Here is a 26876-nt window from a genome sequence, read left to right on the forward strand (position 1 = left end):
CAGCACCGGCGAATACGATGGATACTTCAAGCGAACACTTTCTGAAGGCATCCGTGACCAACCCCAAGCCGGCATTCGAACTCTCCCGCGAGCAGCAGTCCGTCTTCGACCGCATCGAAGGCACACGGGAGAACGTTTTCGTCACCGGTCGCGCGGGAACCGGAAAGTCCACCCTGCTCAACCACCTGTCGTGGAACACCGAGAAGCAGATCGTCATCTGCGCGCCCACCGGTGTCGCAGCGCTCAACGTCGGCGGACAGACGATCCACTCACTGTTCCGCCTGCCGATCGGCCTTATCGCAGACCACGACATCGACCAGAGCGACCAGGTCAAGAAGCTGCTCAACACCATCGACACGCTCGTCATCGACGAGGTCTCGATGGTCAATGCCGACCTGATGGATGCCATCGACCGCAGCCTTCGCCAGGCGCGCCAGCGCCGGCACGAACCCTTCGGTGGCGTGCAGGTCGTGCTGTTCGGCGACCCGTACCAGCTCGCCCCGGTGCCTGGGCAGGGCGAGGAACGCGACTACATCCACGACACCTACCGGTCGTTCTGGTTCTTCGACGCGAAGGTGTGGCAGGAGACCCCGCTTCACATCATCGAGCTCACCGAGATCCACCGGCAGTCGGATGCCGACTTCAAATACATGCTCAACGCGGTTCGGCACGGGCAGGTCACCGCCCAGATCGCCGGGGCCCTCAACACGATGGGCGCGCGGACGCCCCCGGACGACGGCACGATCACCCTTGCCACCCGCAATGACATCGTCAACCGCATCAACGCCGCGGCGCTCGCGAAGCTGCCCGGGCGGGCGTTGAAAGCCAGCGCCGAGGTCAGCGGGGACTTCGGCAAGGGTGCGTACCCGGCCGATGAGAACCTCGAGCTCAAGGTGGGTGCGCAGGTGATGTTCCTGCGTAACGACTCCGGCGGTGGCGGCGAAGGACAGCGCTGGGTGAACGGCACGATCGGGCGCGTCACCAAGATCGACACCAACGTCTTCGTGGAGATCGACGGTGAGGTCGTCGAGGTCGAACCGGTGGTGTGGGAGAAGTACCGGTACAGCTACATCGCCGCGACGAAACAGCTGAAGAAAGACATCGTGGCGGAGTTCACCCAGTTCCCGCTGAGGCTCGCCTGGGCGGTCACGATCCATAAGTCACAGGGCAAGACCTACGACAGTGCCATCGTCGACCTCGGGTCGCGGGCGTTCAGCCCCGGCCAGACCTACGTCGCCCTCAGCCGGCTGACCTCGCTCGAAGGGCTCTACCTCACCCGGCCGTTGCGGCCCGGCGACATCCTCGTCGACGCCGATGTGGAGAGGTTTATGCGGTTCGACAGACCCCCTTCGGTTGGCGACTCCGCCGCCACCCTCTAGGGAACGGGCGCCACTTCCGCCTGCTGAGCCCACGCTGGACGTCGATTAGCGTCGCCTCGGCTCCGTCGCAAGGCGTAAGAAGCTGCTGCTCTGGCTGCGGCAACAGCGCGACAGAAGGACAAAGGCGCCAGGTAAGGATGCCGTGGGGCTGGCATCCTTATTTCGGGGCTTTTTCCTTATCTCGGGTCGGCGGCAGGTCGAGGGCCGGCGCGCCTGCGAATCGGGCGGTCAGCGCTCGCGCAGAGCCTCGACGAGCGCTTCGGCCAGTTCTCTCGGCTTCGTGAACTGCGGCCAGTGCCCCGTCGGCAGGTCGACGATCTCATAGTCGTTCACCTTCGCCAGCTCTGCGGTGAACACCGCGCCGCTGTCGATTGCTTCCCGCATCGCGGCAGAGGGGAAGGTGCAGGTGATCACCGTGACGGGCACGTCGTAGCGCCGCTCATCGGAGAGCTCCTGGCGGTCGAACGCGACACCCCGCGGTTCGGGTACCGCGATCTCCCGGAAGCGACGACGCAGCCTGTCGTCGAGGTCGACGAGGTCGGCATCCGAGAACTCGGACCAGTCGGGCAGCGGCAGGTCGTCACCCGCGCTCGGCACTTCGTCGTTGATGAGGAAGCCGTCCGCGAGCGGTCCGCTGTCGACGTAGACGGCGCGAACCACGCGGTCCGGCCGGGCATCGACGGCGGCGTGGATGATCGCGCCACCGCCGGAATGGCCGACGAGCGCCACCGGTCCGCCGAGCGAGTCGATTCGTGCCACCACTGCGTCCACATGGTCACGCAGGCCGATTCCGGTGCGGCGAGCCTCAAACGACTCAAGGCCGGGCAGGGTGAGCGGGTGGGCGCGATGGCCGGCATCCTTGAGGGCGGGTATCACCGGATCCCAACTGGAGGCTTTCAACCAGAACCCGGGAACAAGCACGACATCCATGAGCCGACGATACGACGCCGTGTCGCCTGCGTCCATCCTTTGCGGCGCCGCGTCCCTTTAGGAGCCTTCTTTAAGCATCCGTTCCCGCACGTCCTTGCGCAGCACCTTGCCGATGAGCGATCGGGGGAGGTCGTCGACCTGCACGATGCGCTTGGGGATCTTGTAGGCGGTCAGGCTCCTGCGGCAGAAGTCGCGGAGCGCGTTCTGATCGAACACGGTCCCGTCCTGCATGACCACGGCGGCGGCGACATCCTCGCCGCCGCTCTCGCGGGGCAGCCCGACGACGGCGGCTTCCCGCACATCGGGGTGTCCCACCAGCGTGAGCTCGACCTCGGACGGTGACACGTTGAAGCCCCCGGTGACGATGAGTTCCTTGACCCGGTCGACCACGGTGACAAAGCCGTCTGCCGACACCTCGACGATGTCGCCGGTGCGGAGCCAGCCGTCGGCCAGCAGCGCGGTCGCGGTCTCGGCGGGTCGCTTCCAATAACCGGAGAACACCTGCGGGCCCCGGATCAGCAGCTCGCCCGCCTCGCCGGGTCCGCGGTCGACCGAGGGATCGTCCGGGTCGACGACCCGGATCTCGGTGTTCGGGAACGGGACGCCAACGGTCCCCGGCCGCCGGCTCGGGCCAATGGGGTTGCCCAGCGCCACCGGTGACGTCTCCGTCATGCCGTAGCCCTCGACGAGGAGCCCTCCCGTGGCCGCCTCCCAGCGTTCGACGATCGACACAGGCAGGCTCATCGCGCCTGAAATCGCGAAACGGATGCCGGACAGGTCGACTTTGCGGCGTTCAGCGGCGCGCGCGAGCGCCTCATAGATCGGTGGGACGGCGGGCAGGAAGGTCGCCGGGGTTTTCGAGAATGCTGACAGAACGAGGTCGACGTCGAACTTCGGGAACAGCACGACGGTGGCGCCGATGCTCATCGCGAAGGTCAGGCAGAGGGTCATGCCGTACGCATGGAACAGCGGCAGCACGGCGTAGAAGACTTCGCCACCCTCCGAGAGCCCGGGTACCCAGGCGCGGCCCTGGGCTGCGTTCGCGAGGAGGTTGGAGTGGGTGAGCATGACGCCCTTGGGGCTGCCGGTCGTGCCGCTCGTGTACAGCAGGAGGGCCAGGTCTGCGCCATCGGGGCGCGGATGCTTGCGGCGCAGGCTCCCCGAGGAGACCAGTTTCTCCCACGACGTGGTTCCCCGGACGCGGGTGCCGGTGGTCAGTGCTGCCCGGGAGGTTCGTGCCTTCGAGACGGGCAACCGCAGTGCGAGCCGGGTGCCGAACGGCATCGCCTTCGTCAGGTCGACCGAGATCACGGCGTCGATGGGCAGGTCGTCGGGGAACCCGGTGATCAGCCCGGCGACCTTGTCCCAGGCGATCACGACGCGGGCGCCGTGGTCCTCGAATTGGTGCCGGAGTTCCCGCGCGGTGTACAGCGGGTTGTGTTCGACGACGACCGCGCCGAGGCGCAGTACGGCATAGAACGCGACAACGTGCTGCGGGCAGTTCGGCAGCACGATCGCCACCGGGTCGCCCTTCTGCACGCCGAGGCGGCGGAGACCTTCGGCTGCGCGGTCGATCCGGTCCCCGAGTTCGGCGTAACTGGTCTGCTCACCGAAGAACTGCAGCGCCGTTCTGCGCCGGAACCGGGTGACGGCATCCTCGACCATGTCGACGAGGGACCCGGAGGGCAGGTCGATCTCGTGGGGAACTCCGGGCGCGTAGGCGTCGAGCCAGGGTTTGGTTTCGAAGGTGCTCACACTGCTCCTCGGTTTGGGGCTGGCGCCGGGAAAGCTGCCGCCCGGGATGTCAGGCGACGGTTTGCGCTTTCTCGGCGGCGAGGTCGCGGAAAAGGTCGGTGTTGAACCGGTATGCGACGAGGACTTCGTCGATCACCCGCGCGCGTTCTGCTTCGTCCCAGGGCACGGCATCCAGCTGTTCCCGGTAGGTGTCCTTGAACTCCCGCGGCCTGGCGATGTCGGCGAAGAGGTAGAACCCGACCCCGTTCGTCTCGAAGCCGAACTGCCGCTGCAGGATGGAGCGGATGACCTGGCCGCCCGAGAGGTCGCCGAGGTACCGGGTGTAGTGGTGGGCGACGAAGCCGCCGGCCCACGTCGCCCCGACCTCACGGATGCGAGCGACGTACGCTGCCGTGGTGGGGAGTGGAGCGATCTGGTTCCGCCAGTTCTCGCCGAGAAGGAACCGGAGGTCCTCTTCGATGGCGGGCAGGCGGGTCAGCTTGTCGGAGAGAAACGGTGCGGCGACGGGATTGTTCCGCATCTGCTCGGCGGCGCTCTCGATGGCTTCGTAGATGAAGTAGTGCTGCGCCACCAGGGCGATGTAGTCCTCACGGGTTCCTTTGCCCGACATCAGATCGCCCATGAAGTCGGCGCCTTCGCTCTCGGAGTGGCTGGTGCGCGTTCGCTCCCGCAGCTCATGCGAGAAAGGAAGAAGGTTCGTCATCACACTCCCGTCGGAACTAAGGGTGGCCTTAGCCTAGCGAGATTCGGCGCGCTCCTAATGTCCCGAGTGCACGGTCGGCTCGTCGTCGAGTGTCGACGTCCCGTGCTCGCCGTGCGGCACGGCGGCGGTTCCGGCATTCGTTCCGGCGAGCGCCGGTGTGACCAGGCCGGCCACGAGCATCGCGCCGAGTGTCATTCCGAGCAGGTAACGCCCGGGCCGTGCGGCGGATGCAGCCAGGGGGGCCGGCGGACGTCGCCGTGCGAAGGCCAGTCCGGCCCCGAGGAAGAAGCTGAGCGCAGACGCAGCCGCCATCGGCCCGAACGGCAGCGACGCGGCCATGCCGGACCCGCCGAGGGCCACGGATGCCGTGATGTCGAGTCCCCAGAGGGCGACCGGCGCGAGGGCGAGGGGGAGTGCTGCGCGCGGGAGGACGACCCGTCCGCGCACGAGGAGTGCGACCCCCCAGCCGAGCTCGGCGATGCCGAACCCGACCAGGAGGATCGCAAGGAAGAGAGGGGAGCCCGCTCCGACGGCGAGATGGACCAGGCCCACCCCCAGGCTCGCCAGGGCCATCACGCTTCGACTGCTGTCGGTCACGATCGCTCCCCTCTCCGTCTGTGTCAGCCGTCCGTTACGCGTGGACGCGGGCTGACGTGTCTGTGTTCCTGACGGTGTTCTTGTCTGCGGCCAGGCCGACTCCGAGGAGCACGATCGCGCTGGCGAGGTGCAGGAAGTGGTCTGCCGTGTTCAGGGCGAGGATGTTCAGCGCGGTGCCGACGAGGAAGAACCCGACGATACCGAGCAGGAGGTAGACCGCGCCGACGACCGTGTTGACGGACTTGGCGGCAGCGACGTTGGAGAGTCCGGCGATCAGCAGGGCCGCACCGATGAGCAGGTGGGCGATGTTGTGCAGCGGGTTGACGGCGAACAGGCCGAGCAGGAGGTTTCCCTCCGTGGCGATGAAGCCGACGCCGCCGGTGACGGCGAAGCCGAGCAGGCCGACGAGGATGTAGACGCCGCCGAAGACGGTGGCGAGAAGACGGTTCGGTGAATTGCGCATGATGGGGGTTCCTCCTGATTGTCTGTGCGGCGGATGCCGCACATCATCAGATTCGGAAACCTCGACGGAATGGTTTGGTTCTTTCCCGAACATCGCACGCCCGCGTCAGTGAGGGCGAGGCGGAATGCCGAGTCTCTCGCAGGCGGCGTCATAGAGGGCGACCACTTCACGGCGGATGCCGGAACGCTCGGTCACGGGGGACGCCCACTCGATCTTCGCCGTCATCTCGCCGGTAGCGGAGCTGACGGACCACACACCACCGTTTCCGTCGAGGTCGATCATCACGGCGGCTTCAGCAGCGGGGTCGGCGAACGCGCGCGCGATGACGAGGCTGTCGCCCGGATGGTCGGTGTTCATGTGCCGCAGAACCGCATCGACGATCTCGGGACTGAACGTGTGCGCGGTCATGTCCTCATTGGAGTGCACGGCGCCCGCCCTGTCAATTCGCCGTTAGCACGGCCGGGGACCGACTCGCGAGGGGTAGCCGCCCGGATCGGCGGTTGCCTAGGCTCGACCGGAACCGGAAGGGATTTATGCCACTCATCGGCTTCCACGCCTCACACGAACAGGTCCACCCGAGCGCGCTTCTTGACGCCGTGATCCGGGCGGAGGCTGCCGGATTCCAGGCGGCGATGTGCTCGGACCACTTCGCGCCGTGGAGCGAAAGGCAAGGGCAATCGGCCTTCGCATGGGCGTGGCTGGGCGCTGCTCTCCAGGCGACGTCGCTGCGCCTCGGTGTCGTCAACGCGCCTGGCCAGCGCTATCACCCGGCCATCATCGCGCAAGCTGCGGCGACGCTCGCGGCGATGTACCCGGGCCGATTCTGGGCGGCCCTCGGTTCAGGCGAAGCCTCGAACGAGCACATCACCGGCGACGTGTGGCCTCGCAAGGACGTGCGGACCGCGCGGCTGGGGGAGAGCGTCGATGTGATGCGCCGACTTTTCGCCGGCGAAGAAGTGAGCACCGACTCGCTGGTGACCGTCGACCGAGCGCGGCTCTGGACCCGTCCCGAGACTCCGCCGCCCCTGCTCGCCGCGGCGGTGAGCCCCGAAACGGCCGAGTGGGCTGCCGGTTGGGCCGACGGCCTCGCCACCGTGGCGCAGGACCCGGAGGATCTCAAGCGGATGGTCGACGCGTACCGAGGTGCGGGCGGCAAGGGCCCCCTCGTGCTGCAGGTACACGTGAGCTATGCACCGACAGACGACAAGGCCGTCGCCCTCGCCCACGAGCAGTGGCGCACGAACGTCTTCTCCCCGCCGGTCTGCTGGGACCTGGACTCACCCGAGGCGTTCGACGAGGCCGCGAAGCACGTGACGCCCGCCGACATGCACTCGACCGTCCTCATCTCCTCCGACCCCGGCTGGCACGCGGCGAAACTGCACGAATTCGCCGAGCTCGGCTTCGACGAGCTGTACCTCCACCACGTCGGCGTGGAACAGTCCGAGTTCATCGACGTGTTCGGTGAGCGTGTTCTGCCGCAGGTCGCCCAGGCTGGGGTGACGGCATGAGGATGACGGATACCGCGGACCTCTGGTGGAAGACCGCGGTGGTGTACTGCCTCGACGTCGAGACGTTCATGGACTGGAACGACGACGGGGTCGGAGACCTGTCGGGTCTCGCCCACCGGATGGATTACCTCGCCGAACTCGGTGTCACCTGCCTCTGGCTGATGCCGTTCTACCCGACCCCTGACCGCGACGACGGCTACGACATCACCGACTTCTACGGCGTCGACTCCCGGCTCGGTCACCACGGTGACCTCGTCGAGATCCTGCGGACCGCACGAGACCGCGGCATGCGGGTGATCGCGGACCTCGTCGTCAATCACACGTCCGACAAGCATCCGTGGTTCAAGGCGGCCCGCTCAAGCGTCGACTCGCCCTATCGGGACTTCTATGTGTGGAGAGATGAGCCGCCGGCGAAGCAAGCGGAGACCGTGTTCCCCGGTGAAGAGACGAGCGTGTGGGAACTCGACGAGAAGACCGGGCAGTACTACCTGCACCGGTTCTACCGTCATCAGCCTGACCTCAACGTCGAGAACCCGCGGGTCCGCGACGAGATCGCCAAGGTCATGGGCTTCTGGCTCGAACTGGGCATCCACGGGTTCCGGGTCGATGCCGTGCCGTTCCTGCTCGAACCGTCCGCCGGAACGGTGGCAGGCGAGAGTTACGGGGATCCGCACGACTACCTCAAGTCGCTGCGCTCGTTCCTCGGCCGGCGAACCGGCGACGGCATCCTGCTCGGCGAAGTGAACCTGCCGCGGGAGGAGCAGGTCCAGTATTTCGGTGGCGAGGCATCCGACGAACTGACCATGCAATTCGACTTCGTCGCCATGCAGAAGTTCTACCTTTCTCTGGCTCGCGCAGACGCCCGTCCCCTCGCTGACGCGCTCGCCGCGCGCCCCGAGATCGCGCAGCAGTCGCAGTGGGCGAACTTCCTGAGGAACCACGACGAGCTGACCCTCGACAAGCTCACCGAATCCGAACGTGCTGAGGTGTTCGAGGCGTTCGCCCCCGACGAAGCCATGCGTGTCTTCGATCGCGGTATCGTCCGCCGGCTGCCGACCATGCTCGAGGGCGACCCGCGTCGCATCCGGATGGCGTACAGCCTGCTCTTCTCCATGCCGGGCACACCCGTACTGTTCTACGGTGAGGAGATCGGCATGGGCGAGAACCTGGCGATCCCGGGTCGACAGTCGGTGCGCAGCCCGATGCAGTGGACCAGCGGCACCAACGGCGGATTCTCGAGGGCAGGCAAGGCGCGGCTCGCGGCCCCGGTCGTCGATGATGGATTCGCGCCCGAGCACATCAACGTCGCCGACCAGCGGCACGACCCGGATTCGCTGCTCCAGTTCATGCGCCTGCTGATCCGGACCTACCGCAACTCGGTCGAGATCGGCTGGGGCGAGTTCGCGGTTCTGGAACAGCCGAACGAAGCGGTCCTCGTCCACTCGGTCACCGGCGCCCAGGGACGCATGGTCGCCCTGCATAACTTCGGCCCCAACCCGGCCGTTGTTTCGGTAACGGTGCCGGACGCGGATGCGTCCACGCGACTCATCGATCTGCTTGAAAGCAACGAGGTGAGCCTCTCCGACGCGGGCAAGGCGGACCTCGCCCTTCCGGCATACGGGTACCGCTGGCTGCGGGTGGCCGACGAGTCGACGAAGCGACTGTTCTAAGAGGTCTTCGGAAAGCAGTTCGCGACATTCCGCGTCCCGACGGACTCCAGACCACAGCCTCGGCTAGACTCCCCCGTTACAGGGGTAGCGGGGTACGGATGACGAAACGCATTAATTGGGGCAGGCGCGCGGGTCTGCTGGCAGTCGCCCTCGGCGTCGTTCTGGGCCTGACGGCCTGCGCCGGCGCGACAGCGGCGCCTGTTTCGCTGCAGGAACAGCCCAGCCACAGCTTTCCTGCCGCGTCGGTCGAGGCGTTCGACGCCTCGCTGGCCGAGGCGATGGCGCTCGCCGCGGCACCCGGCGCTCTCGCCGGGGTATGGGCGCCCTGGTCGGGGTCGTGGGTATCGGCGCAGGGAACGACGGCTCCCGGCGGTGCCGAGGCGATGTCGACAGACATGCGGTTCCGCATCGGCGACAACACCCAGCCGATGACCTGTGATGTGCTGTACGGCCTGGTTGCAGAAGGCACGGTCGCCCTCGACGACGAGGTCTCTGACTACCTGCCCGCCCTCGGCGGAATCGGCGGTATCACGCTCGGCCAGCTCTGCCATGGCACGTCGGGGCTCGGGGACTTCGGTAAGACGCTCGGTCCTCTCTTCCCGGCCAACCCGACCCGACAGTGGTCGGCGCTCGAACTGGTCTCCGACGGCATCGCAAGTTCGCGGACCGGCCGCCCAGGCGACGCATACGCGCCCTCCGACACGAACTACGCGCTGCTCGGGCTCGCCCTCGAGGAAGCCACGCACAGCGACTGGAAAACGCTGTACAAGCGTCTCGTCTTCGACCGGCTCGGCATGGACGACTCGGTGTTCCCGGAGCCGACGACCCTTGAGATCTCCGGGCCGTTCGTGCCCGGTTGGGAGGCGCCGAGGGCGCCAGACGGAACCCTCGCCTGCGACGCTCCCCGCGACGAGACCCAGCTCTCGAACTCGCTGGCGTTCACCGCCGGGGGAGTGGTCTCGTCCCTCGACGACATGCAACGGTATGCGCAGTCCTTCGCCACCGGCGCCCTCCTCAGCGACGACCTCAAAGAGAAGGCCTGGGAGACCGTCCCGCTCAGTGCGGATGCCCCGGCATGGCAGGGGTTCGGACCGGGCGGGGTGCAGATGGGTCCGCTGCGCGGCCAGTCCGGCTACATCCCCGGCCACATCTCGGCGATGCTCTCCGACCCCGGCACGGGGCTCACCGTCGTCGTGCTGCTCAACAACTCGACGGCAGGGTCGGGATTCGCCCAGACCCTCGCGATGAAACTCGCCGCGATCGCGGCGAAGGCCCAGCCCGCGGACGGGGAGAAACTCCCCCTCGTCGGCCTGCCCTGGTCGGAAGAACAGATGACCGAGCGGCTCGCGGCCGGGGCCGTCTGCCAGCCGGCAGCCTGACCGGGGTCCGCCGAATCATCTCTTCCGGGCGGGATCACCCGGCACGCCGCGTGTTTCTGACCGAAACGCGTGATCCGGCCGCACATCTGCCCTAGCGTGAAGCCATGCCAATTGAACCGGACACGAAGAACTGGACCTGGGTTCTCGAGCGGAAGTGCCCCGAGTGCGGCTTCGACGCGGCTGGCGTCTCGCTCGCCGACCTGCCTGACGTGCTCCGCGATAACATCGCGTCGTGGCCGGCCGTGCTGGCCCGCCCCGACGTGAACGTCCGGCGCGACGATTCGACCTGGTCACCACTCGAATACGGCGCCCATGTGCGCGACGTCTTCCGCATCTTCCTCGGCCGGCTCAATCTCATGCTCGCGGAGCACGACCCGGAGTTCGTGAACTGGGACCAGGATGCGACGGCGGTGGCAGCCCGATACGCCGACGAGGATCCGAAGCGGGTGAGCGACGAGCTCGTTGAAGCCGGAACCGCGCTCGCTGACTCGTTCGAACGCCTGCCGGCCGAGGCGGCATCCCGCACCGGTCGCCGGAGTGACGGCTCGCGCTTCACCGTCGAATCGCTCGGACGGTACCTTTTGCACGACGTCGTCCATCACCGGTGGGACGTTCGCGGCTGATCGCCTGCCCCGTCACCGGCTCTCCACCGGCAGGCCGACGAGTTCGGCGCTGAGGTCCCACAGCCGCGCGGCCAGCGTCGTGTCATAGGCCAGCGGGTTGGCGCGGGCGATGCTCCGCTTGTCGTAGTACGCGCCAGACACCCAGTCGACACCGGGAACCGTCGTCGCCAGCCAGACGAGGGTGTCTGCTCCCTGTTCCGGGGAGACCAGGAAGACCTTGAACACCGAGCGGTAGAGATGGCGCATGAGACTCGTCGACCCGGTGGCGAAGCCGGTCGCGACGATGCCCGGGTGAAATGCGGCCGTCGAGATGCCTCGCTCGAAGAATCGGTTGTGCAGCTCAGCCGTGAAGAGGATGTTGGCGAGCTTCGCGTTGCCGTAGGCGCGGTTCTCGGAGTAGCCGTTTTCGGCGTGGACGTCGTCGATGTCGAACCGGGCGAAACGGGCGTTGGCGACGCTCGACGTGTTGATCACTCGGGCGCCGCTCTCGATCAGCCGGTCCCGGAGCAGATTCGTCAGGAGGAACGGGGCGAGGTGGTTGACCTGGAACGTCTTCTCGTTTCCGTCGACGGTGATCTCCCGCGAACCGAGGATGCCGCCGGCGTTGTTGGCGAGGACGTCGATCTGGGGGTAGTGCTCGAGCAGGTCGGCGGCCAGGCCCCGAACGTCTGCGAGGCGGGCGAAGTCGGCCACGAAGGAGTCGGCACCGATCGATTGGGCCACAGCGCGGGTCTTCGCTGGTGACCGGCCGACCACGACGACGTGATCGCCCCGGTCCCGGAGGGCACGGGCAGCGGCCGCACCGATCCCGTCGCTCGCGCCGGTAACGATCACGGTTCTGTGTGCCATGGTTGCCCTTCGATAGACCACGAGCGTAGTGGCCGTGGGAGAGGAATCGCTGAATGCGTTCCTGGGGCGATGTCAACCCGCTGAAAATCGCCTGTGACAAGGGATATCGTCGATTCAGCTGGAGGGTGACGCCGACGGTGTGGCTCTCCAGGTGGGTTTCACACTCAACAAGGAGCACACCATGACATCTCGACCTGCAAACACCTCCACGACTCGCGCCGGTCGGACCCCGGTGCAGCTGACATCGCTTGTGTTCGGGATCGTGTTCATCGTCGTCGGGATCCTCGGCTTCATCCCGGGAATCACGTCGAACTATGACGCGCTCCTCTTTGCCGGAAGCGACTCAGGAGCCCTTCTGATCGGCCTCTTCCAGGTGTCGATCCTCCACAACATCGTGCACCTGCTCATCGGCATCGCCGGTGTGGCGCTCGCACGCACGGTCCCGGGAGCCCGGAACTTCCTCATCTGGGGCGGGGCGGCCTATTTCGTTCTGTGGATCTACGGCCTGTTCGTGGCCGGCATGGATTCGCCGGCGAACTTCGTACCCCTCAACACCGCAGACAACTGGCTCCACCTCGTTCTCGCGATTGCCATGGTCGCGCTCGGCCTGCTGCTGGGCCAGCGTGATTCAACGACTCGTCGTTGAATGAGCGGTCGGACCGGCTCCGTTCGTGGGGCGCCCCCGCCCGGTCTTCTGATCGCGGCGGGGGCCGAGGCCGTGCGCTACCCGGCAGGAGCCGACGATGCATGACCACGGCGGCGGCATCTCCCTGACCGAGATCCTCGGCGTCGCGCTCCTTGCCGTTCTTGCGGTCTACCTGTTCGCTGCGTTGCGGTCGGATTTTCACGGCCGGTGGCCGAGGTATCGCATCGTTCTCTGGATCGCCGGATGCTTCGTCGCCGCGGTCAGCGTGCAGGCGTTGATCGCAAAGCATGACGACTTCGTCGTGCACGCTCTCGCCCACGTCGGACTCGGCATGCTCGCTCCCGTCCTGCTCATGCTCTCTGCCCCGATCGCACTGTCGCTGCAGTCATTGAGCCCTGTCCCCGCCCGGCGACTGGAGCGGCTGCTGCAGAGCCGACCTGCCCGTTTCGTCGGGCACCCCATCACGGCCGCCGGCCTCTATCTGGGCGGGCTCTGGCTGCTCTACGCCGGCGGGCTCTACCCCCGCCTGCACACCAACGGGCTTCTCTTCGCCGTTGTCCACATGTGCATCTTCGTGACCGGCTGCCTGTTCTCCGCGTCGGTCGCGGGGCTCGACCCGAACCCGCGCCGGGCAGGCCTGCTCACGCGCGCGATCGTGCTCTGCGTTGTCGTGGCGGGGTACGGCATCCTGTCGGTGCACCTGTTCGTAAACCCGCCCTCGCGCGTTCCGGCCGCTTCCGCCGAGACCGGAGGCATGATCCTGTTCTTCGGTGGCGCCGCCGCCTCGGGAATCCTTGCCGTGCTTGCCGGCACCCCGCGACTCGCCGGCCAGTCACGAGCCCGGACGCCCGCCCGCCAGCACTCACCGGTCTGAGGCGTCGGGATCCTCGCGGGGGAGCAGCGAGGCGAGATCCACCTCGAGAAGCTGTCGGATCCGATCCGGGCGGTAGAGAACATAATCCGGCTCATCGGCTGCCGACACCATCGACTGGTTGAGACGGGAAACGACGTTATCGCCGATGTCTTTCCAGGCGTCGTCCCTCGCCCGCTCACTCATGGCTGCGATGAAGTCGGGATCGTTCCGTGATGCCTCGAGGGACTCCTCGAGCGCCAGGTACAGGCGCTCGCGGCGTTCGAGGGTGGCGGTGTCGATGCGGTGGTAGTCGTGAGCGTGGTCTGCGATCCCGCCCGACCGGCCCGCAACCGCGTGGAGGGCCTGCGCGCCCTCGGCATTCTCCCGCTGCTCCTCCGCGGCCCGCTGGAGCTCCTCGTCGACGATTCGCGCGGTGGCAGCGTCATCGAAGGCCTCGTTCTCCTTCAGCGCCCGCACAATGAGGCGGTTCCGCACCGCGAGGGTCACGCCGTGCCGGGCAATGAGGAGTCCTTCGTCAAGCGCCTGCTCGAACGGGGCGAGCGGCTGGGGATCCGGCCGAAATGGTGGCAGGTACGGAGAACGCCTGAACAATCTCGAAAGCCACGACCAGCCGGGGCTCACATTGCTTCTCACACCGCCAGCGTAAGCCATTCAGGGTGAGAGGAGCAGGACACGGTTCAGTATTTCGCCGCGCTCTTCTCGGCGTCCACCCTTACCTGGTCCTTGTTGTGCACGATGAGCACAGGGCAGGTCGCGTGCGCCACGCAGGCCGAACTCACCGAACCGAGAAGCAATCCGGCGAAACCGCCGTGTCCGCGGGAACCGAGCACGAGCATCTCTGCACCGGCGCTGTGGCGGATCAATGCCTTGGTGGGGACTCCCTGGAGGATCGACATCCGAAACCGTGGTGGATGGTCGGAGCCGAACGCCGCATCGGCGGCATCCCGAAGCAGCTTCTCCACGTCCTTCTCCGGAGTCCAACCCGTTTCGGACTGGTAGAAGTCGTACATGGAATGGCTCTGCTGCCAGACTGCGACCGCCTCGAGCGGTGCGCCAAGGGCGTCGGCCAACCGACGCGCTTCGCGCAGCGCCTTCACCGACGACTCCGACCCGTCGATGCCGACCACGATCCGTGGAGTGCTCGAGTCGCTGTCCTGTGCCGTGGCACCCACGTCTTTGTCCGTCATGGTGCCAGTATGCCCCCAGGCGCTGGTCGGGGGAACCGGAATCTCGGTCAGTCCCCCCTCGGCAGTCGGCCGAGTTCCCCGGCGAAGTCGAGAAGCGCCGTCGCCACCGCTTGTGGGGCGCCCAGCGCGGCGTAGTGCCCGCCTGATATCTCCACCGGCTCCAGACCCAGGCGTTCCCGTGCCTGCCGCCGCTGGAATGGGGCGGGGAAGAACGCGTCGTCGCGACAAAGCAGCACGCGCGTGGGGACGAGCGGATGCCGCGGTGCCGGCCAGGGACGCGACATCCACTCACCGCGCTGCTCCCGTTCTCGGGAACGGGCCTCGCGGGCGAGGTCGTCGGGGACCCCGGTGAAGAACGCGGAGTCGTCGACGTCCTCGTCGTATCCGGTGTTCGCCCACCAGTCGGTGAAGGATTCGCCCGGCGCAGGAATCATGGCCGCGAGATAGACGAGTCCGATGGCATCGACCTTGTCGCAGACCAGCGGGGCGGTGAAGCCTCCGAGCGAATGGCCGACGACGATGACGTCGCGGGCGCTGCCGACTACAGCGGCGACAGTCCGGGCGTAGTCGTCGAGGTCAGCGCCGTCATCGTCGATCGGCAGGTCGACGGCGATTGGTGAATGGCCTGCCCGGGCGAGGATCGGGAGCACGAGATGCCAGTCCCACGCGGTCGACCCGCCGCCGTGGATCAGTGCGAAGGTCGCGCGGGGGTTCACCGGGCCATCGTATGGCGGCTCCAGGCGGGGCGGAAGGGCCCCGGTCCTGCATCACTGGTGCGTCCGATCTCTATCGGAGCGGGCCGTGCTGGGGCTACCATAGACGTGATGTGAACATTTGTTCGCTAGGTGAACGGGACTGACATGATTTCAAAAGTGACCGGCAGCGTCGAGGAGGCGGTTCGGGGCATCGCCGACGGCGCCGTGGTGATGATCGGCGGGTTCGGCCGCGCCGGCCAACCGGTCGAACTGATCGACGCGCTTCTGGCGCACGGCGCCGCCGATCTCACGGTCATCAATAACAATGCAGGCAACGGAGACACCGGCCTGGCTGCTCTGCTTGCCGCCCGCCGTGTTCGCCGCATCATCTGCTCATTCCCGCGGCAGAGCGACTCACACGTGTTCGACGCCCTCTACCGCGCCGGGGAGATCGAGCTCGAGCTCGTGCCGCAGGGCAACCTCGCCGAGCGGATCCGCGCCGCCGGTGCCGGTATCGGCGCCTTCTTCACCCCGACCGGCTTCGGCACGGCGCTTGCCGAAGGCAAGGAGACCCGTGAAATCGACGGTCGTTCGTACGTCCTCGAACACGCACTGCACGCGGACGTCGCGCTCGTGAGCGCCTACCGTGCCGACCGCTGGGGCAACCTCGTCTACCGGAAGACAGCCCGGAACTTCGGGCCCATCATGGCCGCAGCGGCGACCACCACGATCGTGCAGGTCGACGAAATTGTCGAACTCGGGGCGCTCGACCCCGAATCGGTCGTCACCCCCGGCCTCTACGTGAACCGGGTGGTCGCGGTCGGAGAACGGGCCTGGCTGCGCGACGGAGAGTTCGTCGGAGCCGCCTCAGTCGAAGGAGACGCATCATGACGACACGAATCTCCCGCGACGAGCTCGCAGCACGGATTGCACGAGACATCCCCGAGGGAGCTGTCATGAACCTGGGCATCGGAGCGCCGACCAGGGTGGCCAACTTCCTGCCCGAGGGGCTCGAAGTCATCCTGCACACCGAGAACGGCATGTTGGCCATGGGCCCGGAGCCCGCCGCCGACCGGATCGACCCCGACCTCATCAACGCCGGTAAGCAGCCGGTGACGGAACTGCCCGGTGCGGCGTACTTCCACCACGCCGACTCGTTCGCCATGATGCGCGGCGGGCACCTCGACATCTGTGTTCTCGGGGCGTTCCAGGTGTCAGAACGCGGTGACCTTGCCAACTGGTCGACCGGCGCGGCCGACTCGATCCCCGCCGTGGGCGGGGCGATGGACCTCGCGATCGGCGCCCGCCAGGTCTTCGTCATGACGGACCTCCTCACCCGGTCAGGCGAATCGAAGCTGGTTCGCACATGCAGCTACCCGCTCACCGGTGTCGGCTGCGTCAACCGGATCTACACCGATCACGCGATCTTCGACGTCACCCCGACAGGCCTGGCCGTGCTCGAACTGTTCGGTGACAACACGATCACCGAGCTGGCAACTCTCACCGGCCTCGTCCTCGACGACGCCACCTCGACGGATGCCACAGACAAGGAGCTCGCATGACCGGCAGTTTCATCTACGACGCGGTTCGCACGCCGTTCGGCCGCTACGGGAAAGGGCTCGCCGGCATCCGTCCGGACGACATTGCCGGACACACCCTCTCGGCGCTCCTCGCCCGGCACCCGGACCTCGACCCGGCCCGCATCGACGAGGTGTTGCTCGGGGACGCCAACCAGGCCGGCGAAGACAACCGGAACGTCGCCCGGATGGCGGCGCTTCTCGCCGGGCTCCCCACCTCGGTGCCAGGCGCGACGGTCAACCGCCTGTGCGGGTCGAGCGTCGAGAGCGTGATCCAGGCCAGCCGCGCCGTCGAGACGGGCGATGCCGACCTCGTGATCGCCGGCGGCGTCGAATCGATGAGTCGGGCGCCCTGGGTGATGCTCAAACCGTCGAAGCCGTACCCGGCCGGGCACGAAACCCTGCACTCGTCGACGCTCGGCTGGCGGATGGTGAACCCCCGGATGCCGGAGCAGTGGACCGTCTCGCTGGGCGAGACCGCCGAGCTGCTCGCCGACCGGTTCTCGATCAGCCGCGAGCGGCAGGACGCTTTCGCCGTCCGCAGCCACCACGCCGCAGCGACCGCCTGGGCAGCCGGCTTCTACGACGCCGAGGTCGTCCAGGTGCCCGGCGCCACGCTGTCGCGCGATGAGGGAATCCGCGACGACACGTCCGTCGACTCGCTCGCGCCGCTGAAGCCCGCGTTCCGGGAGGGCGGGTCGGTGACCGCCGGCAACTCCTCGCCCTTGAGCGACGGCTCGTCGATGCTTCTGATCGGCGGCGAAAACGCGCCTCTCGACGCCGAACCTCTTGCCCGTATTGTCGGGCGGGGAGTCAGCGGCAACGATCCGGACACGTTCGGGATCGCCCCGGTCGAGGCGGCGAATCGTGCCCTCGCGCGTGCCGGCAAGACCTGGGCCGACGTCGATGTGGTCGAATTGAACGAGGCGTTCGCCTCGCAGAGCCTCGCCTGCCTCGAACTGTGGCCCGACCTGGACCCGGAGAAGGTGAACATCCATGGGGGCGCGATCGCGATCGGGCATCCGCTGGGAGCGTCAGGCGGCCGCATCATCGGCCACCTCGCCCAGGAGCTGAAGCGCCGTGGCGGCGGAATCGGCGTCGCCGCGATCTGCATCGGAGTGGGTCAGGGCCTGGCGGTCGTGCTCGAGCGATAGCGTTACGACCATGAGGGACGATCCGGAGCCGAGCGGGCAATACGTGCAATCCCTGGCGCGGGGTCTGAGCGTGATCCGCGCGTTCGGGCGTGATCGGCCGAGCATGACTCTGAGCGACATCGCCGAGGTCACCGGGCTGACGCGAGCGACCGCTCGGCGTTTTCTGCTCACCCTGATCGAGCTCGGCTACGTGCGCACCGACGGGAGGCTGTTCCTGCTGACTCCCCGGGTGCTCGAGCTCGGATTCTCCTACCTCTCCGGGCTGGCATTGCCCGAGATCGTCGCGCCGCACCTCGAGCAGCTGTCCCGGAGGCTCAATGAGTCCGCCTCGGCGTCGGTACTCGATGACGGCGACATCGTCTACATCGCGCGGGTTCCCGCCCGGCGGATCATGACGGTTTCGATCACCGTCGGAACCCGGTTCCCCGCGCATGCCACCTCGATGGGCCGTGTGCTGCTCGCGGGACTCGACGATGGCGCCCTGGACCGCTACCTGAATTCGATCGGGAGGGCAGCCCTCACCGAGAACACGGTGACGGATGCCGCAACGCTGCGGGAGACCCTGCTCCAGGTCCGCCGGCAGGGCTGGGCGCTCGTCGATCAGGAGCTCGAGCCCGGGCTGCGATCGATCGCGGCGCCCCTCCGCGGGGTGGACGGGCGCGTTCTCGCTGCCATCAACGTGTCGACCTCCACCTCGACGGCGAGCCTTGAGCGCATCCTGAATGACTACCGCCCCGCCGTGATCGACGCCGCTGCCGAGATCAGCGGGGCTCTGGCGCACCTCTGAGTCGGTGGCGCGGCTGCGGGCTCCTCACCGGGTAACAGAGCTCGCCGCCCGGGTGGCGCGGTCGGCACCGTACACCTTACTCTTGACCGCGCAGGTGTACGGCGTATACCTGTCCCTCTGCACTCTGGGAGCACATCATGACGTCGCCTTCTCATTCGAAGCCCGCCGAGACGATGTCGGCTGCCGTGTACCGGCGGTTCGGGCCGCCCGAGGTCGTTCACGTCGAAAGGGTCGTCAAGCCGTCACCTCGCCCAGACGAACTCCTGATCCGGGTGCGGGCGAGCACCGTGAGCATTGCCGACCACCGCGCGCGCAGCCGCCGCGTACCTCGCGGACTTCAGCTCCTGGCGGCAGCCGGGCTCGGGTTCGTGCGACCGCGCCACCGCATCCTGGGAATGGATGCCGCCGGCGTCGTCGAGAGCGTCGGCGCGGACGTCACCCGGTTTCGCCCGGGCGCCGACGTTCTCGCGATGCTCGGCGGTGCTTTCGGCGGTCATGGCGAGTACGTCTGTGTGAAACAGGATGCCGCCGTCGCACGAAAGCCAGCCAACTTGACCTTCGACGACGCGGTGACGCTCGTCTTCGGCGGTATGACCGCCCGCGGCTTTCTCAAACAGGCCCGACTGCAGAGCGGGACGAGCGTCCTCGTCAACGGCGCGTCAGGAGCCGTCGGCACAGCAGCGGTCCAGCTGGCGAAGCTCGCGGGTGCCCACGTCACCGCGGTTTGCAGCGGGGCCAATGCCGACCTGGTCACCTCGCTCGGCGCTGACCGCGTGATCGACTACACCACGACGGATTTCGCGGCGGTGGGACAAACCTGGGACGTGATCGTCGACTGCGTGGGCAACGCCGGGTTCCGGCGTGCCGGGGACCTCGTCAACCCTGGCGGCGCCCTTCTCCTGGTGGTCACCGACCTCTCCGGCCTGGTCCGGGCGAGACGAGACAGCCGGCGAAGCGGAAAGACTGTGACCGCGAATGTCGGGCCCAACCCGCCCGAGGATCTCGCGTTCCTCGTCGACCTCGCTGAATCGGGCTCTTTTCGCCCGGTGGTCGACCGCGCCTTCGACCTCGCTCAGATCGTGGACGCGCACCGTTATGTCGATGGCGGACACAAGAGAGGCAACGTCGTCCTCCGCGTCTCCGCCGGTGCCGACGCCTGAACGGCGCGAGGGCACACCCGGACCGTGGAAATTTGACGGAGCCGCTGGCGCGGTAAATACTCGGGAGGTGACGAAAAAATCCCCGAAAGTGACAAAGGTCATCGACGACGAAGAGACCATCCAGCATGTTGCGGATGCCCTCCAGACCAAGTATCCGGAGATGGCGCGGGGCGACGTCGAAGCAATCGTTCGTGAGGAATTCGGCGCCATCGCGGGGCGTCCTGTTCGCGATTACCTCTCCATCCTGACCGAACGCGCCGCGAAAAAGCGCATCAAGAAGGCGATCGCCGCCGCGTAGCCCTTCGGCCGCGACGGACCGGATTCCCGCGTTCCCTCCGTCATCGCCTGCACGTGAATGGGTGCGAAAGAGTTATCCACAGCCTGTGGCGTCCATTCCCTCGCGCTCGCGTCGACTCTGGAAAACTGGTGCTCAACTGCGGTAATTCGGCGACCGCCCGGCCGTCACGTGCCCGCCCACTTCGGAACGGGACGATTCCGCCTGAATCCCTTTGGGGGTCGTGATGTCCGTTTCAGCCCGGCGCCGGGTAGGCGCTTCCACCCTGGCCGCGGCGGCACTCGTTGCTGTTGCCTCTCCTGCACCGGCGGCCGCCGCGCCGCCGCCCTACGATGCGGTCTTCGACGCAGGGTTGGCCTGCGCACACTTCGATCTCGGGGTGAACTTCGATTCGCAACCCAACACCATCTTCAGGGAGTTCACGGACCGGAACGGAAACGTGGTTCGCACCATCAACGCGGGCAAGGGATCCGATCTGACCTTCTCGAACGCCTCCACCGCGGTCGAGGTTTCGTTGAAGGGCAACGGGTTCGTGACGAGAACGACGCTGAACGCTGACGGGACCGAAACGGTCGCCCTCACCGGACACAATGTCGTCATTCTCTTCCCAACCGATGTACCTGCTGGGCCGACCACAACGCTGTACGTCGGCCGTGTGGTGTACGAGAGGTCGGCCGAGGGCGTCTTCACGATTCTCAGCACGACGGGCGAATCGCGCGACATCTGCGCAGAACTCGGCTAAGCCGGCTGGAGTGAACGGCTCGTTCCTCGTTGACCGTGGCCACGCCTTATCGGAACAGGTCGCTCCGACCCTCGAGCTCAATCCGGGTGCGCCGGATGTGGCCAAGGACGGTCCGCTCCGCCTCGTCGACGTCACGTCGCTTGATTGCTTCCATCAGCAACTTGTGTTCGGCATGGATCATCCAGTTGCGTTCGCTCCCCAGCGCAATCGAGAACGCCCGCCGGTACGGCTGGGTCGTGTTCCATAGCCGCTCGATCAACTGGTTCAGGGAAACCATTCGGGACTCGGAATACGTCAGAAGGTGGAATTGTCGGTCGAGGACCAGAAAGTTCTCGACGTCCGTGCCTGCGGCCATGGCGTCGACGAGCTCAGACAATTCTTCGAGTTGGCGCGTTCCGAGGCGGGGGACGCTCTCGGCGAGGGCGAGCGGTTCGATCCGTTCGCGGATCTTGTAAATCTGGACGCACTCGTCGAGGTCCAGCTTGGAGACCCAGGCGCCGCTGTTGGCGACGATGCTCACCAGGCCTTCGGCTTCGAGAATGCGAATCGCTTCCCGCACCGGCAGTCGGCTGGCGTTGTACTGCGCGGCGAGTTCTTCCTGCAGGATGCGCTCACCCGGGACGAGCGATCCGTCGAGGATCGCCACGCGCAATTCGTCCGCGATGCGCTGGCTCGCTATTGCGTTCCGCGGCCGCGTCGTCGTCATGTCATTACCCGCCTTCGCCCCAGCACGTCGCTGGGCTGTCATGAGGCTAACCCAAATTGGATCCGATGGGTGAACCTCTTGAGCTCATCTGCGTCATTAAATGGTTCAAAATGCCGCCAGTGGTGTCACCATTCGCGATGCACCCGGCCGGTTCACTTTGCGAATGTATCCATCTGCGGCTACGCTCCTGACAGCACTCAGTCGACAACGCTCGTCGGCTGTGCATTTCACGGTCGCCGGGCCGTGCACGGGGTTCCAGCGGCCCGATGGGGCGCAGCCATGCACCAACCTGCTCGCAAACCCTGCCGTATCCACATCTAGAGCGAGGGAGCTCTCACCTTGACTACGCCCATCATCGCGCCTCAGGCACCTATCTCGAGGCCATCGCTCGCTTCCCGAGTGAAATCACTCTTCGCGAGCACTGCGGGCAATCTGCTCGAATGGTACGAGTGGAGCGCATATGCGGTCTTCTCGCCCTTCATCGCGGCTGCAATGTTCGAACCGAGCGACCCGGGTTCCGCGCTGCTGGCGACCTTCGCCGTCTTCGCGGTGGGCTTCCTCATGCGGCCGATCGGCGGATGGGTCTTCGGCCTCATTGGCGACCGCCGCGGCCGCAAATTCGTCCTCCTGATCACCATGCTGATGATGGCGGCTGCGTGCTTCCTCATCGGCCTTGCGCCCGGATACGCGCAAATCGGGGTGTGGGCATCCGTTCTGCTGCTGGTGCTCCGCTGCCTGCAGGGCTTCGCCCACGGTGGTGAATCCGCGGCCTCGACGACCTACGTGGCCGAGATCGCGCCGAAGGAAAAGCGCGGACTGTGGACCTCGGCGGTGTTCATCGCCATCACCGGCGGAAGCGTCCTCGCATTCCTCATCGGCGCCATCATCACGAGCATCTTCGGCGCTGAGGCTGTCGGCGAATGGGCCTGGCGCATCCCCTTCATTCTCGGCGGCCTTCTCGCCCTGGTCGTGTTGTGGCTTCGCCGCAACATGGACGAGAGCGACGTGTTCGAAGAGGATGCTGCTGATGCGGCCCTGAACGCGACGCCTCCAACGACGCGCGCCCAGAACGTTCGCATCGCCCTGAAGATGATCTTCTTCACGGCCGGCGTGACCGCGGTCAACTACACGTGGGGTTCGTACATGACGACCTTCGCCATCACCCAGCGCGGCATGGAAGCGAGCACCGCCTACTGGATGAGCGTCATCGCGCAGCTGATCTGCTGCATCTCGATGCCGTTCTGGGGGATGCTTTCAGACCGGGTGGGTCGCAAGCCCATGATTTTCGTGTTCGCCATTGCGTCGATCGCCCTGACCATCCCGCTGACGACCCTCATCAGCGACCAGGGCTGGACCCTGCTGGTTGCCGTCGGCATCGCGCTCACACTCTGGGCGATCCCCGGCTCCATCTATTCGGCCGTGCTGGCGGAGAACTTCCCCACCCGCATCCGTACCCGGGGCATCGGCATCGCGTACGCCCTGTCGGTGGCGCTGTTCGGTGGAACCGCGCCGTACCTGAACCAGTTGTTCGTCTCGTTCGATCTGGGTTGGATGTTCAGCGTGTACATCATGTTCCTCTGCGTCCTCACCATCGTCGCGACGTTGTTCATGAAGGAAACGAAGGGCATCGACCTCAAGGACGCGTAGTCCTGACGATTGCGGGAAGGCCCTCGGCGAGTTCGCCGGGGGCCTTCGCCGTTCCGCGAGCTGAGGCGTCAGCCGGGCGGTCGCCGAGTGCTGATCGGTACCGACGCGGCTGGCACAGTGTCGGCCGGCTTCCTGTCCGCCAGCGCGTAGGCGATGATCTCCTCGAGGGACATCGCGCTTCCCTCGGTCCGGGCAGCCGCCAGTCCAGCCATGTCCACGTCGGCCAGCACCTGATCGAGGAGGAAGCGGCCCAACGACATGGCGCGCACGTTGAGCTGCCCCAGCCTCTTCCACACGTTCTCGGACGAGCCGAGAAGGCGACCAGCCCGTTGGGGGTCACCGTCGGCGACGGCGACCGCTACGAGACCGTCGAGCGTGTGAGCCACGCCGACGGCGTGTTGGAGGCTGGCCGAGATGGTGAGCGATTCGGTGAAGAGGTCGGTTGCGGCTGCGATGTCGCCGACGGAAAACTTCGCCCAGGCGAGATGGACGATCGCGTAGGCCGTCACGTAACCGCCCCCCTCGTGACGTCGGGCGAGGTCCACGCCCTCTTCAAATTGCTCCAGTGCCCGACCGATGTTTCCATTCATCATCGAGACCTGCCCGAGGGACACTAGCGCCGACATCTGGCCCCAGGTGTCTCCTGTGTCACGGAGGAGGCGAAGGCTGGTCGAGAGCTGGTCATCGATTCGGGCACCATCGGTTCCCGTAAGCATCATGGCCGTGGCCAGCATCACCCGGCCCAGTCCTTCCGCGTTCACGTCGCCTGCAGCATGGAAGAGGTCGACACATTCTGTGAATGCTGTGACTGCCGCCTCATTCGGGCTGCGCATGAGGGCAACCCCCCACGTGCAATTGATCGCTATCGCCCGAGTGCGCGGTGAGAGGTCGTCTCCCGAGGCGAGTACCTCGTCCGTCCAGGCGCTCACCTCTCCATGAAGGAGAGCGATCCACGCGTAGAAACGGAGCGACCACGCCAGGTGCATTGCTGCCTCCCAGTCGCGGTTGTCGAGGAGGAATCGGACCGCTGCGCGCACGTTGTCGTGCGTGTCCTCGATCCGGGACATCCACTCACGCTGCCGGGCCGCCTCGACCGGAACTTCGACGGAGTCGCCCCAGGCAACGTAGTATGCGGCGTGTCGCGCAAGGGTTGTCTGCAGGTTCCCTCCTGCCTCGAGCCGCTCGAGGGCATATTCACGCACGGTGGCCAACAGTGAGAAGTATGACAATCCACCCCGGTCGTGTTCCCGGACGAGGCTGTTGTCTACGAGTGAATCCATCCGCGCGAGCAGGTCAGCGTCCACCGAACTCTGGGACACCGCCTCGACGGCGTCGAGCGCGAAGAGGCCGGAGAACACACCGAGTTCGGCGAGGAGAGTTCTCTCGCCGTCGGAGAGCTGTTGTGTGCTCCACTCAATCGTGCTGCGCAGCGTCTGTTGTCTGGGCGGGCGGTCGGACGCGCTGTCTGCGAGGAGCGAAAGCCGGCGGTCGAGGTGGGCGAGCAGTGATTTCGGCGCCAGGACCCGGACTCTGGCCGCCGCCAGTTCAAGGGCGAGCGGAACCCCGTCCACCGCGATGCAAATCGAGGCGACGGCATCCGAATTTTCCGCTGTGAGTTCGAAATCAGGCTTGACCGCACGGGCGCGTTCCACGAAGAGTGCGACGGCGGGAGAGTCGAGGAGGCTGTCGGGTGTGGTGGCCGCTTCACCGGGAGTCGGCGCCGGCGGAAGTGCCAGAGGCCCCACATCGAAGATGTACTCGCTCGAGACGTGCAGCCGCATGCGACTGGTGACAAGGACCTTGAGCCCGGGGGCGGCGGACAGCAACGGGGCGAGCATTGGGCCGGCTCCCCGGACGACTTCGAAGTTGTCGAGAATCATCGTCATGCGCCGAGGCCGAAGCGCGGATTTCAGTTTGGCTTCCAACGGTTCGTCGCCGGTGTTGCTGACCCCCACCGCGTCGGCGATGGCCTGAGGGACGAGGGACGGATCATCCAACGTTGACAGGTCGACGAAGGCAGTCTCCTCGTCGGTGCGGTGCCCGTACCGAGCCGCCACGGCGATCGCCAGCCGGGTTTTTCCGATGCCGCCGGGTCCGGTGAGGGTGACCAGCCGAACCGACTCGCGTGCGAGGAGTGCCTCAACCGCTTCCACATCCGCATCGCGGCCGATGAGCCCGGTGAGTGGCGAAGGCAGTGGTGCGTTTGCCCGGGCGGTGTCAGGACCCCCTGCGGGACCGGAGCGACTCTCAGCGAACCTTTCAGCGAGCAGCGTCGCGAGGTCGGCTTCGAGCAGCTTCTTCAGCTCGCGGGCCGTCGAAAAGTATTTGAACGACGTGCCGTCGTCGTCCCGTACACGATCGAGGAGTTCCTTGAGCCTGGCCTCGCGGGCTCCAACGGGTTCCTTGATGTAGATGAGTTTCGGCAGATCGCCTGAGAGGTTGTACTCATCCTCGAGTCCTGACACCTCCTCGCCGGGAGCGACCCACCCATAACGTTCCCAATACAGCCCGACGAAGACGTCGCTTTGTTCCAGGTAAGCGCGGTAGAGCCTTCGAGGAGGGTGCGGCCGCGCGCCGAGTTCGAACATGACCGGAGCGAGATGCAGTCGCTCGATTGCTGACCGCGCGGCCTGGCGCTCAGGCGCGAGTTCCTTGAGAGTCGAACTCACGAAAACGCGTAGTCGCTGATCCGGCGTTCGGATCGCAGCTTCCGCCTCCACCGATGCGTTCATACACGCGATTGTGCCCCTCGGGAGCTTTCGGATCTACCCGGCAGGGCCACTGGAGCGGATGACGGGAATCGAACCCGCGCTATCAGCTTGGGAAGCTGAAGTTCTGCCATTGAACTACATCCGCGCGACGCTCCGGACCGGAATCGGCCCTCAGCGACTTTCGTAATCTTAGCAAGCCCCGCCCCGATAAACTGACCTCGTGCTTCTCTCTGACCGCGACATCAAATCCGAGCTGGCATCCGGGCGCATCGGCCTCGAACCGTCGAATCCCGAGATGGTCCAGCCTTCGAGCGTCGACGTGCGCCTCGACCGGTACTTCCGGCTGTTCGACAACCACAAATATCCGTACATCGACCCGGCCGAAGACCAGCCGGAACTGACCCGCCTGATCGAAGCGAAGCCCGACGAAGCATTCATCCTCCACCCGGGCGAGTTCGTGCTCGGCTCGACCTACGAGCAGATCACGCTGCCGGACGACGTCGCGGCGCGGCTGGAAGGCAAGAGCTCGCTCGGCCGCCTCGGGTTGCTCACCCACTCGACCGCCGGCTTCATCGACCCCGGCTTCAGCGGCCACGTGACGCTCGAACTGAGCAACGTCGCCACCTTGCCGATCAAGCTCTGGCCGGGAATGAAGATCGGCCAGCTCTGCTTCTTCCAGCTGAGCTCAGCGGCCGAGCGGCCCTACGGCTCGGTGGAGTACAGCTCGAGGTACCAAGGGCAACGCGGTCCGACCGCGTCCCGCTCATTCCAGAACTTCCACCGCACGGACGTCGGCGTCGTCGACGTCGGAAGCCCCGGCAGCTAAGAAAGGCTCCCGC

28 protein-coding genes and 1 tRNA gene are annotated in these 26876 nt (G+C 66.4%); 16 read left to right on the forward strand and 13 right to left on the reverse strand.

The window, feature by feature from the left end; all coding sequences use genetic code 11:
- Positions 1-17 precede the first annotated feature (17 nt).
- On the forward strand, positions 18-1379 hold the full coding sequence (locus ABIE24_RS03145; RefSeq protein WP_354496726.1) for an ATP-dependent DNA helicase: 1362 nt from the start codon (positions 18-20) through the stop codon (positions 1377-1379).
- A gap of 228 nt (positions 1380-1607) precedes the next feature.
- Here ABIE24_RS03145 and ABIE24_RS03150 read toward each other — a convergent pair whose 3' ends face one another.
- From ABIE24_RS03150 to ABIE24_RS03175, 6 genes are all read right to left on the reverse strand, one after another.
- Complete coding sequence (locus tag ABIE24_RS03150; protein ID WP_354496728.1) at positions 1608-2309, reverse strand: alpha/beta fold hydrolase; 702 nt, start codon at positions 2307-2309, stop codon at positions 1608-1610.
- 57 nt (positions 2310-2366) lie between these two features.
- Positions 2367-4064: a long-chain-fatty-acid--CoA ligase gene (locus ABIE24_RS03155; RefSeq protein ID WP_354496730.1), complete on the reverse strand. Its 1698-nt coding sequence runs from the start codon at positions 4062-4064 to the stop codon at positions 2367-2369.
- Positions 4065-4113: 49 nt separating this feature from the next.
- Positions 4114-4767: a biliverdin-producing heme oxygenase gene (locus tag ABIE24_RS03160; protein ID WP_354496732.1), complete on the reverse strand. Its 654-nt coding sequence runs from the start codon at positions 4765-4767 to the stop codon at positions 4114-4116.
- Between the two features lie 54 nt (positions 4768-4821).
- Positions 4822-5364, reverse strand: coding sequence for a hypothetical protein (locus ABIE24_RS03165; RefSeq protein WP_354496734.1), 543 nt, complete (start codon positions 5362-5364; stop codon positions 4822-4824).
- A 34-nt stretch (positions 5365-5398) separates the two neighbouring features.
- Positions 5399-5827, reverse strand: coding sequence for a DUF4383 domain-containing protein (locus tag ABIE24_RS03170; protein ID WP_354496736.1), 429 nt, complete (start codon positions 5825-5827; stop codon positions 5399-5401).
- Between the two features lie 105 nt (positions 5828-5932).
- Positions 5933-6235, reverse strand: a complete 303-nt coding sequence (locus ABIE24_RS03175) for a DUF2470 domain-containing protein (protein ID WP_354496738.1) — start codon at positions 6233-6235, stop codon at positions 5933-5935.
- Between the two features lie 125 nt (positions 6236-6360).
- On the opposite strand from ABIE24_RS03175, the gene ABIE24_RS03180 reads away from it, so the two are divergent.
- From ABIE24_RS03180 to ABIE24_RS03195, 4 genes are all read left to right on the forward strand, one after another.
- Complete coding sequence (locus ABIE24_RS03180; RefSeq protein ID WP_354496740.1) at positions 6361-7335, forward strand: TIGR03885 family FMN-dependent LLM class oxidoreductase; 975 nt, start codon at positions 6361-6363, stop codon at positions 7333-7335.
- Entirely contained in the window at positions 7332-9005 is a 1674-nt protein-coding gene (locus ABIE24_RS03185; RefSeq protein WP_354496742.1) for an alpha-amylase family protein, read from the forward strand. The genes ABIE24_RS03180 and ABIE24_RS03185 overlap by 4 nt, the downstream gene beginning before the upstream one ends.
- A gap of 98 nt (positions 9006-9103) precedes the next feature.
- Positions 9104-10384: a serine hydrolase domain-containing protein gene (locus tag ABIE24_RS03190; RefSeq protein WP_354496744.1), complete on the forward strand. Its 1281-nt coding sequence runs from the start codon at positions 9104-9106 to the stop codon at positions 10382-10384.
- 104 nt (positions 10385-10488) lie between these two features.
- Positions 10489-11007 carry a DinB family protein gene (locus ABIE24_RS03195; RefSeq protein WP_354496746.1) on the forward strand — a complete coding sequence of 173 codons (519 nt, stop codon included), beginning with the start codon at positions 10489-10491 and terminating at the stop codon, positions 11005-11007.
- A gap of 12 nt (positions 11008-11019) precedes the next feature.
- Here the strand turns inward: ABIE24_RS03195 and ABIE24_RS03200 are convergent, their stop codons facing one another.
- Entirely contained in the window at positions 11020-11856 is an 837-nt protein-coding gene (locus ABIE24_RS03200; RefSeq protein WP_354496748.1) for an SDR family NAD(P)-dependent oxidoreductase, read from the reverse strand.
- Between the two features lie 181 nt (positions 11857-12037).
- On the opposite strand from ABIE24_RS03200, the gene ABIE24_RS03205 reads away from it, so the two are divergent.
- Together ABIE24_RS03205 and ABIE24_RS03210 are read left to right on the forward strand one after the other, a co-directional pair.
- A complete protein-coding gene (locus ABIE24_RS03205) occupies positions 12038-12502 on the forward strand; it encodes a DUF4383 domain-containing protein (protein ID WP_354496750.1) in 465 nt (154 codons plus the stop codon).
- 97 nt (positions 12503-12599) lie between these two features.
- Positions 12600-13376, forward strand: a complete 777-nt coding sequence (locus tag ABIE24_RS03210; protein ID WP_354496752.1) for a cytochrome c oxidase assembly protein — start codon at positions 12600-12602, stop codon at positions 13374-13376.
- On the opposite strand, the gene ABIE24_RS03215 is transcribed toward ABIE24_RS03210, so the two are convergent.
- From ABIE24_RS03215 to ABIE24_RS03225, 3 genes are read right to left on the reverse strand one after another with little or no spacing between them, the layout of a single operon-like run.
- Complete coding sequence (locus tag ABIE24_RS03215) at positions 13365-14009, reverse strand: hypothetical protein (RefSeq protein ID WP_354496754.1); 645 nt, start codon at positions 14007-14009, stop codon at positions 13365-13367. The two genes, ABIE24_RS03210 and ABIE24_RS03215, sit on opposite strands and share 12 nt — an antisense overlap.
- 44 nt (positions 14010-14053) lie before the next feature.
- Entirely contained in the window at positions 14054-14563 is a 510-nt protein-coding gene (locus ABIE24_RS03220; protein ID WP_354496756.1) for a universal stress protein, read from the reverse strand.
- A 47-nt stretch (positions 14564-14610) separates the two neighbouring features.
- On the reverse strand, positions 14611-15279 hold the full coding sequence (locus tag ABIE24_RS03225) for an alpha/beta fold hydrolase (RefSeq protein WP_354496758.1): 669 nt from the start codon (positions 15277-15279) through the stop codon (positions 14611-14613).
- Positions 15280-15423: 144 nt separating this feature from the next.
- On the opposite strand from ABIE24_RS03225, the gene ABIE24_RS03230 reads away from it, so the two are divergent.
- From ABIE24_RS03230 to ABIE24_RS03260, 7 genes are all read left to right on the forward strand, one after another.
- The gene (locus tag ABIE24_RS03230) at positions 15424-16149 is read left to right on the forward strand and encodes a 3-oxoacid CoA-transferase subunit A (RefSeq protein WP_354496760.1); all 726 of its coding nucleotides are present in this window, start codon (positions 15424-15426) and stop codon (positions 16147-16149) included.
- On the forward strand, positions 16146-16820 hold the full coding sequence (locus ABIE24_RS03235; RefSeq protein ID WP_354496762.1) for a 3-oxoacid CoA-transferase subunit B: 675 nt from the start codon (positions 16146-16148) through the stop codon (positions 16818-16820). The genes ABIE24_RS03230 and ABIE24_RS03235 overlap by 4 nt, the downstream gene beginning before the upstream one ends.
- A complete protein-coding gene (locus ABIE24_RS03240; protein ID WP_354496764.1) occupies positions 16817-17989 on the forward strand; it encodes a thiolase family protein in 1173 nt (390 codons plus the stop codon). Before ABIE24_RS03235 ends, ABIE24_RS03240 begins: the two co-directional genes overlap by 4 nt.
- Positions 17990-17999: 10 nt before the next feature.
- A complete protein-coding gene (locus ABIE24_RS03245; protein ID WP_354496765.1) occupies positions 18000-18776 on the forward strand; it encodes an IclR family transcriptional regulator domain-containing protein in 777 nt (258 codons plus the stop codon).
- A 137-nt stretch (positions 18777-18913) separates the two neighbouring features.
- Complete coding sequence (locus tag ABIE24_RS03250; RefSeq protein ID WP_354496767.1) at positions 18914-19936, forward strand: NAD(P)-dependent alcohol dehydrogenase; 1023 nt, start codon at positions 18914-18916, stop codon at positions 19934-19936.
- 67 nt (positions 19937-20003) lie between these two features.
- Positions 20004-20234 (forward strand): three-helix bundle dimerization domain-containing protein, encoded by a 231-nt coding sequence (locus ABIE24_RS03255; protein WP_354496769.1) that lies wholly within the window; start codon positions 20004-20006, stop codon positions 20232-20234.
- A 223-nt stretch (positions 20235-20457) separates the two neighbouring features.
- A complete protein-coding gene (locus ABIE24_RS03260) occupies positions 20458-20973 on the forward strand; it encodes a hypothetical protein (protein ID WP_354496771.1) in 516 nt (171 codons plus the stop codon).
- Positions 20974-21019: 46 nt separating this feature from the next.
- Here ABIE24_RS03260 and ABIE24_RS03265 read toward each other — a convergent pair whose 3' ends face one another.
- Entirely contained in the window at positions 21020-21679 is a 660-nt protein-coding gene (locus tag ABIE24_RS03265) for a GntR family transcriptional regulator (protein WP_354496773.1), read from the reverse strand.
- A 399-nt stretch (positions 21680-22078) separates the two neighbouring features.
- Between ABIE24_RS03265 and ABIE24_RS03270 the strand changes: the two genes are divergently transcribed.
- On the forward strand, positions 22079-23326 hold the full coding sequence (locus ABIE24_RS03270) for an MFS transporter (protein WP_354496775.1): 1248 nt from the start codon (positions 22079-22081) through the stop codon (positions 23324-23326).
- Between the two features lie 68 nt (positions 23327-23394).
- Here ABIE24_RS03270 and ABIE24_RS03275 read toward each other — a convergent pair whose 3' ends face one another.
- Both ABIE24_RS03275 and ABIE24_RS03280 read right to left on the reverse strand, forming a co-directional pair.
- Complete coding sequence (locus ABIE24_RS03275; protein ID WP_354496777.1) at positions 23395-25995, reverse strand: ATP-binding protein; 2601 nt, start codon at positions 25993-25995, stop codon at positions 23395-23397.
- A 113-nt stretch (positions 25996-26108) separates the two neighbouring features.
- Positions 26109-26182, reverse strand: a tRNA-Gly gene (locus ABIE24_RS03280).
- Positions 26183-26257: 75 nt separating this feature from the next.
- Here ABIE24_RS03280 and dcd point away from each other — a divergent pair.
- The gene (dcd, locus tag ABIE24_RS03285) at positions 26258-26863 is read left to right on the forward strand and encodes a dCTP deaminase (protein WP_354496779.1); all 606 of its coding nucleotides are present in this window, start codon (positions 26258-26260) and stop codon (positions 26861-26863) included.
- The last annotated feature ends 13 nt before the right edge of the window (positions 26864-26876 follow it).

This window comes from Mycetocola sp. 2940, assembly GCF_040548835.1.
In the GTDB taxonomy this organism is placed as follows: Bacteria; Actinomycetota; Actinomycetes; order Actinomycetales; family Microbacteriaceae; genus Mycetocola_A.

Coding starts and splice junctions, on each gene's coding strand:
- ABIE24_RS03235 (WP_354496762.1), top strand. CDS start 16,146: ATGACGACACGAATCTCCCGCGACGAGCTCGCAGCACGGATTGCACGA.
- ABIE24_RS03190 (WP_354496744.1), top strand. CDS start 9,104: ATGACGAAACGCATTAATTGGGGCAGGCGCGCGGGTCTGCTGGCAGTC.
- ABIE24_RS03160 (WP_354496732.1), bottom strand. CDS start 4,767: ATGACGAACCTTCTTCCTTTCTCGCATGAGCTGCGGGAGCGAACGCGC.
- ABIE24_RS03170 (WP_354496736.1), bottom strand. CDS start 5,827: ATGCGCAATTCACCGAACCGTCTTCTCGCCACCGTCTTCGGCGGCGTC.
- ABIE24_RS03145 (WP_354496726.1), top strand. CDS start 18: ATGGATACTTCAAGCGAACACTTTCTGAAGGCATCCGTGACCAACCCC.
- ABIE24_RS03230 (WP_354496760.1), top strand. CDS start 15,424: ATGATTTCAAAAGTGACCGGCAGCGTCGAGGAGGCGGTTCGGGGCATC.
- ABIE24_RS03245 (WP_354496765.1), top strand. CDS start 18,000: ATGAGGGACGATCCGGAGCCGAGCGGGCAATACGTGCAATCCCTGGCG.
- ABIE24_RS03240 (WP_354496764.1), top strand. CDS start 16,817: ATGACCGGCAGTTTCATCTACGACGCGGTTCGCACGCCGTTCGGCCGC.
- ABIE24_RS03200 (WP_354496748.1), bottom strand. CDS start 11,856: ATGGCACACAGAACCGTGATCGTTACCGGCGCGAGCGACGGGATCGGT.
- ABIE24_RS03210 (WP_354496752.1), top strand. CDS start 12,600: ATGCATGACCACGGCGGCGGCATCTCCCTGACCGAGATCCTCGGCGTC.
- ABIE24_RS03205 (WP_354496750.1), top strand. CDS start 12,038: ATGACATCTCGACCTGCAAACACCTCCACGACTCGCGCCGGTCGGACC.
- ABIE24_RS03260 (WP_354496771.1), top strand. CDS start 20,458: ATGTCCGTTTCAGCCCGGCGCCGGGTAGGCGCTTCCACCCTGGCCGCG.
- ABIE24_RS03250 (WP_354496767.1), top strand. CDS start 18,914: ATGACGTCGCCTTCTCATTCGAAGCCCGCCGAGACGATGTCGGCTGCC.
- ABIE24_RS03195 (WP_354496746.1), top strand. CDS start 10,489: ATGCCAATTGAACCGGACACGAAGAACTGGACCTGGGTTCTCGAGCGG.
- ABIE24_RS03150 (WP_354496728.1), bottom strand. CDS start 2,309: ATGGATGTCGTGCTTGTTCCCGGGTTCTGGTTGAAAGCCTCCAGTTGG.
- ABIE24_RS03220 (WP_354496756.1), bottom strand. CDS start 14,563: ATGACGGACAAAGACGTGGGTGCCACGGCACAGGACAGCGACTCGAGC.
- ABIE24_RS03265 (WP_354496773.1), bottom strand. CDS start 21,679: ATGACGACGACGCGGCCGCGGAACGCAATAGCGAGCCAGCGCATCGCG.
- ABIE24_RS03185 (WP_354496742.1), top strand. CDS start 7,332: ATGAGGATGACGGATACCGCGGACCTCTGGTGGAAGACCGCGGTGGTG.
- ABIE24_RS03180 (WP_354496740.1), top strand. CDS start 6,361: ATGCCACTCATCGGCTTCCACGCCTCACACGAACAGGTCCACCCGAGC.
- ABIE24_RS03175 (WP_354496738.1), bottom strand. CDS start 6,235: ATGACCGCGCACACGTTCAGTCCCGAGATCGTCGATGCGGTTCTGCGG.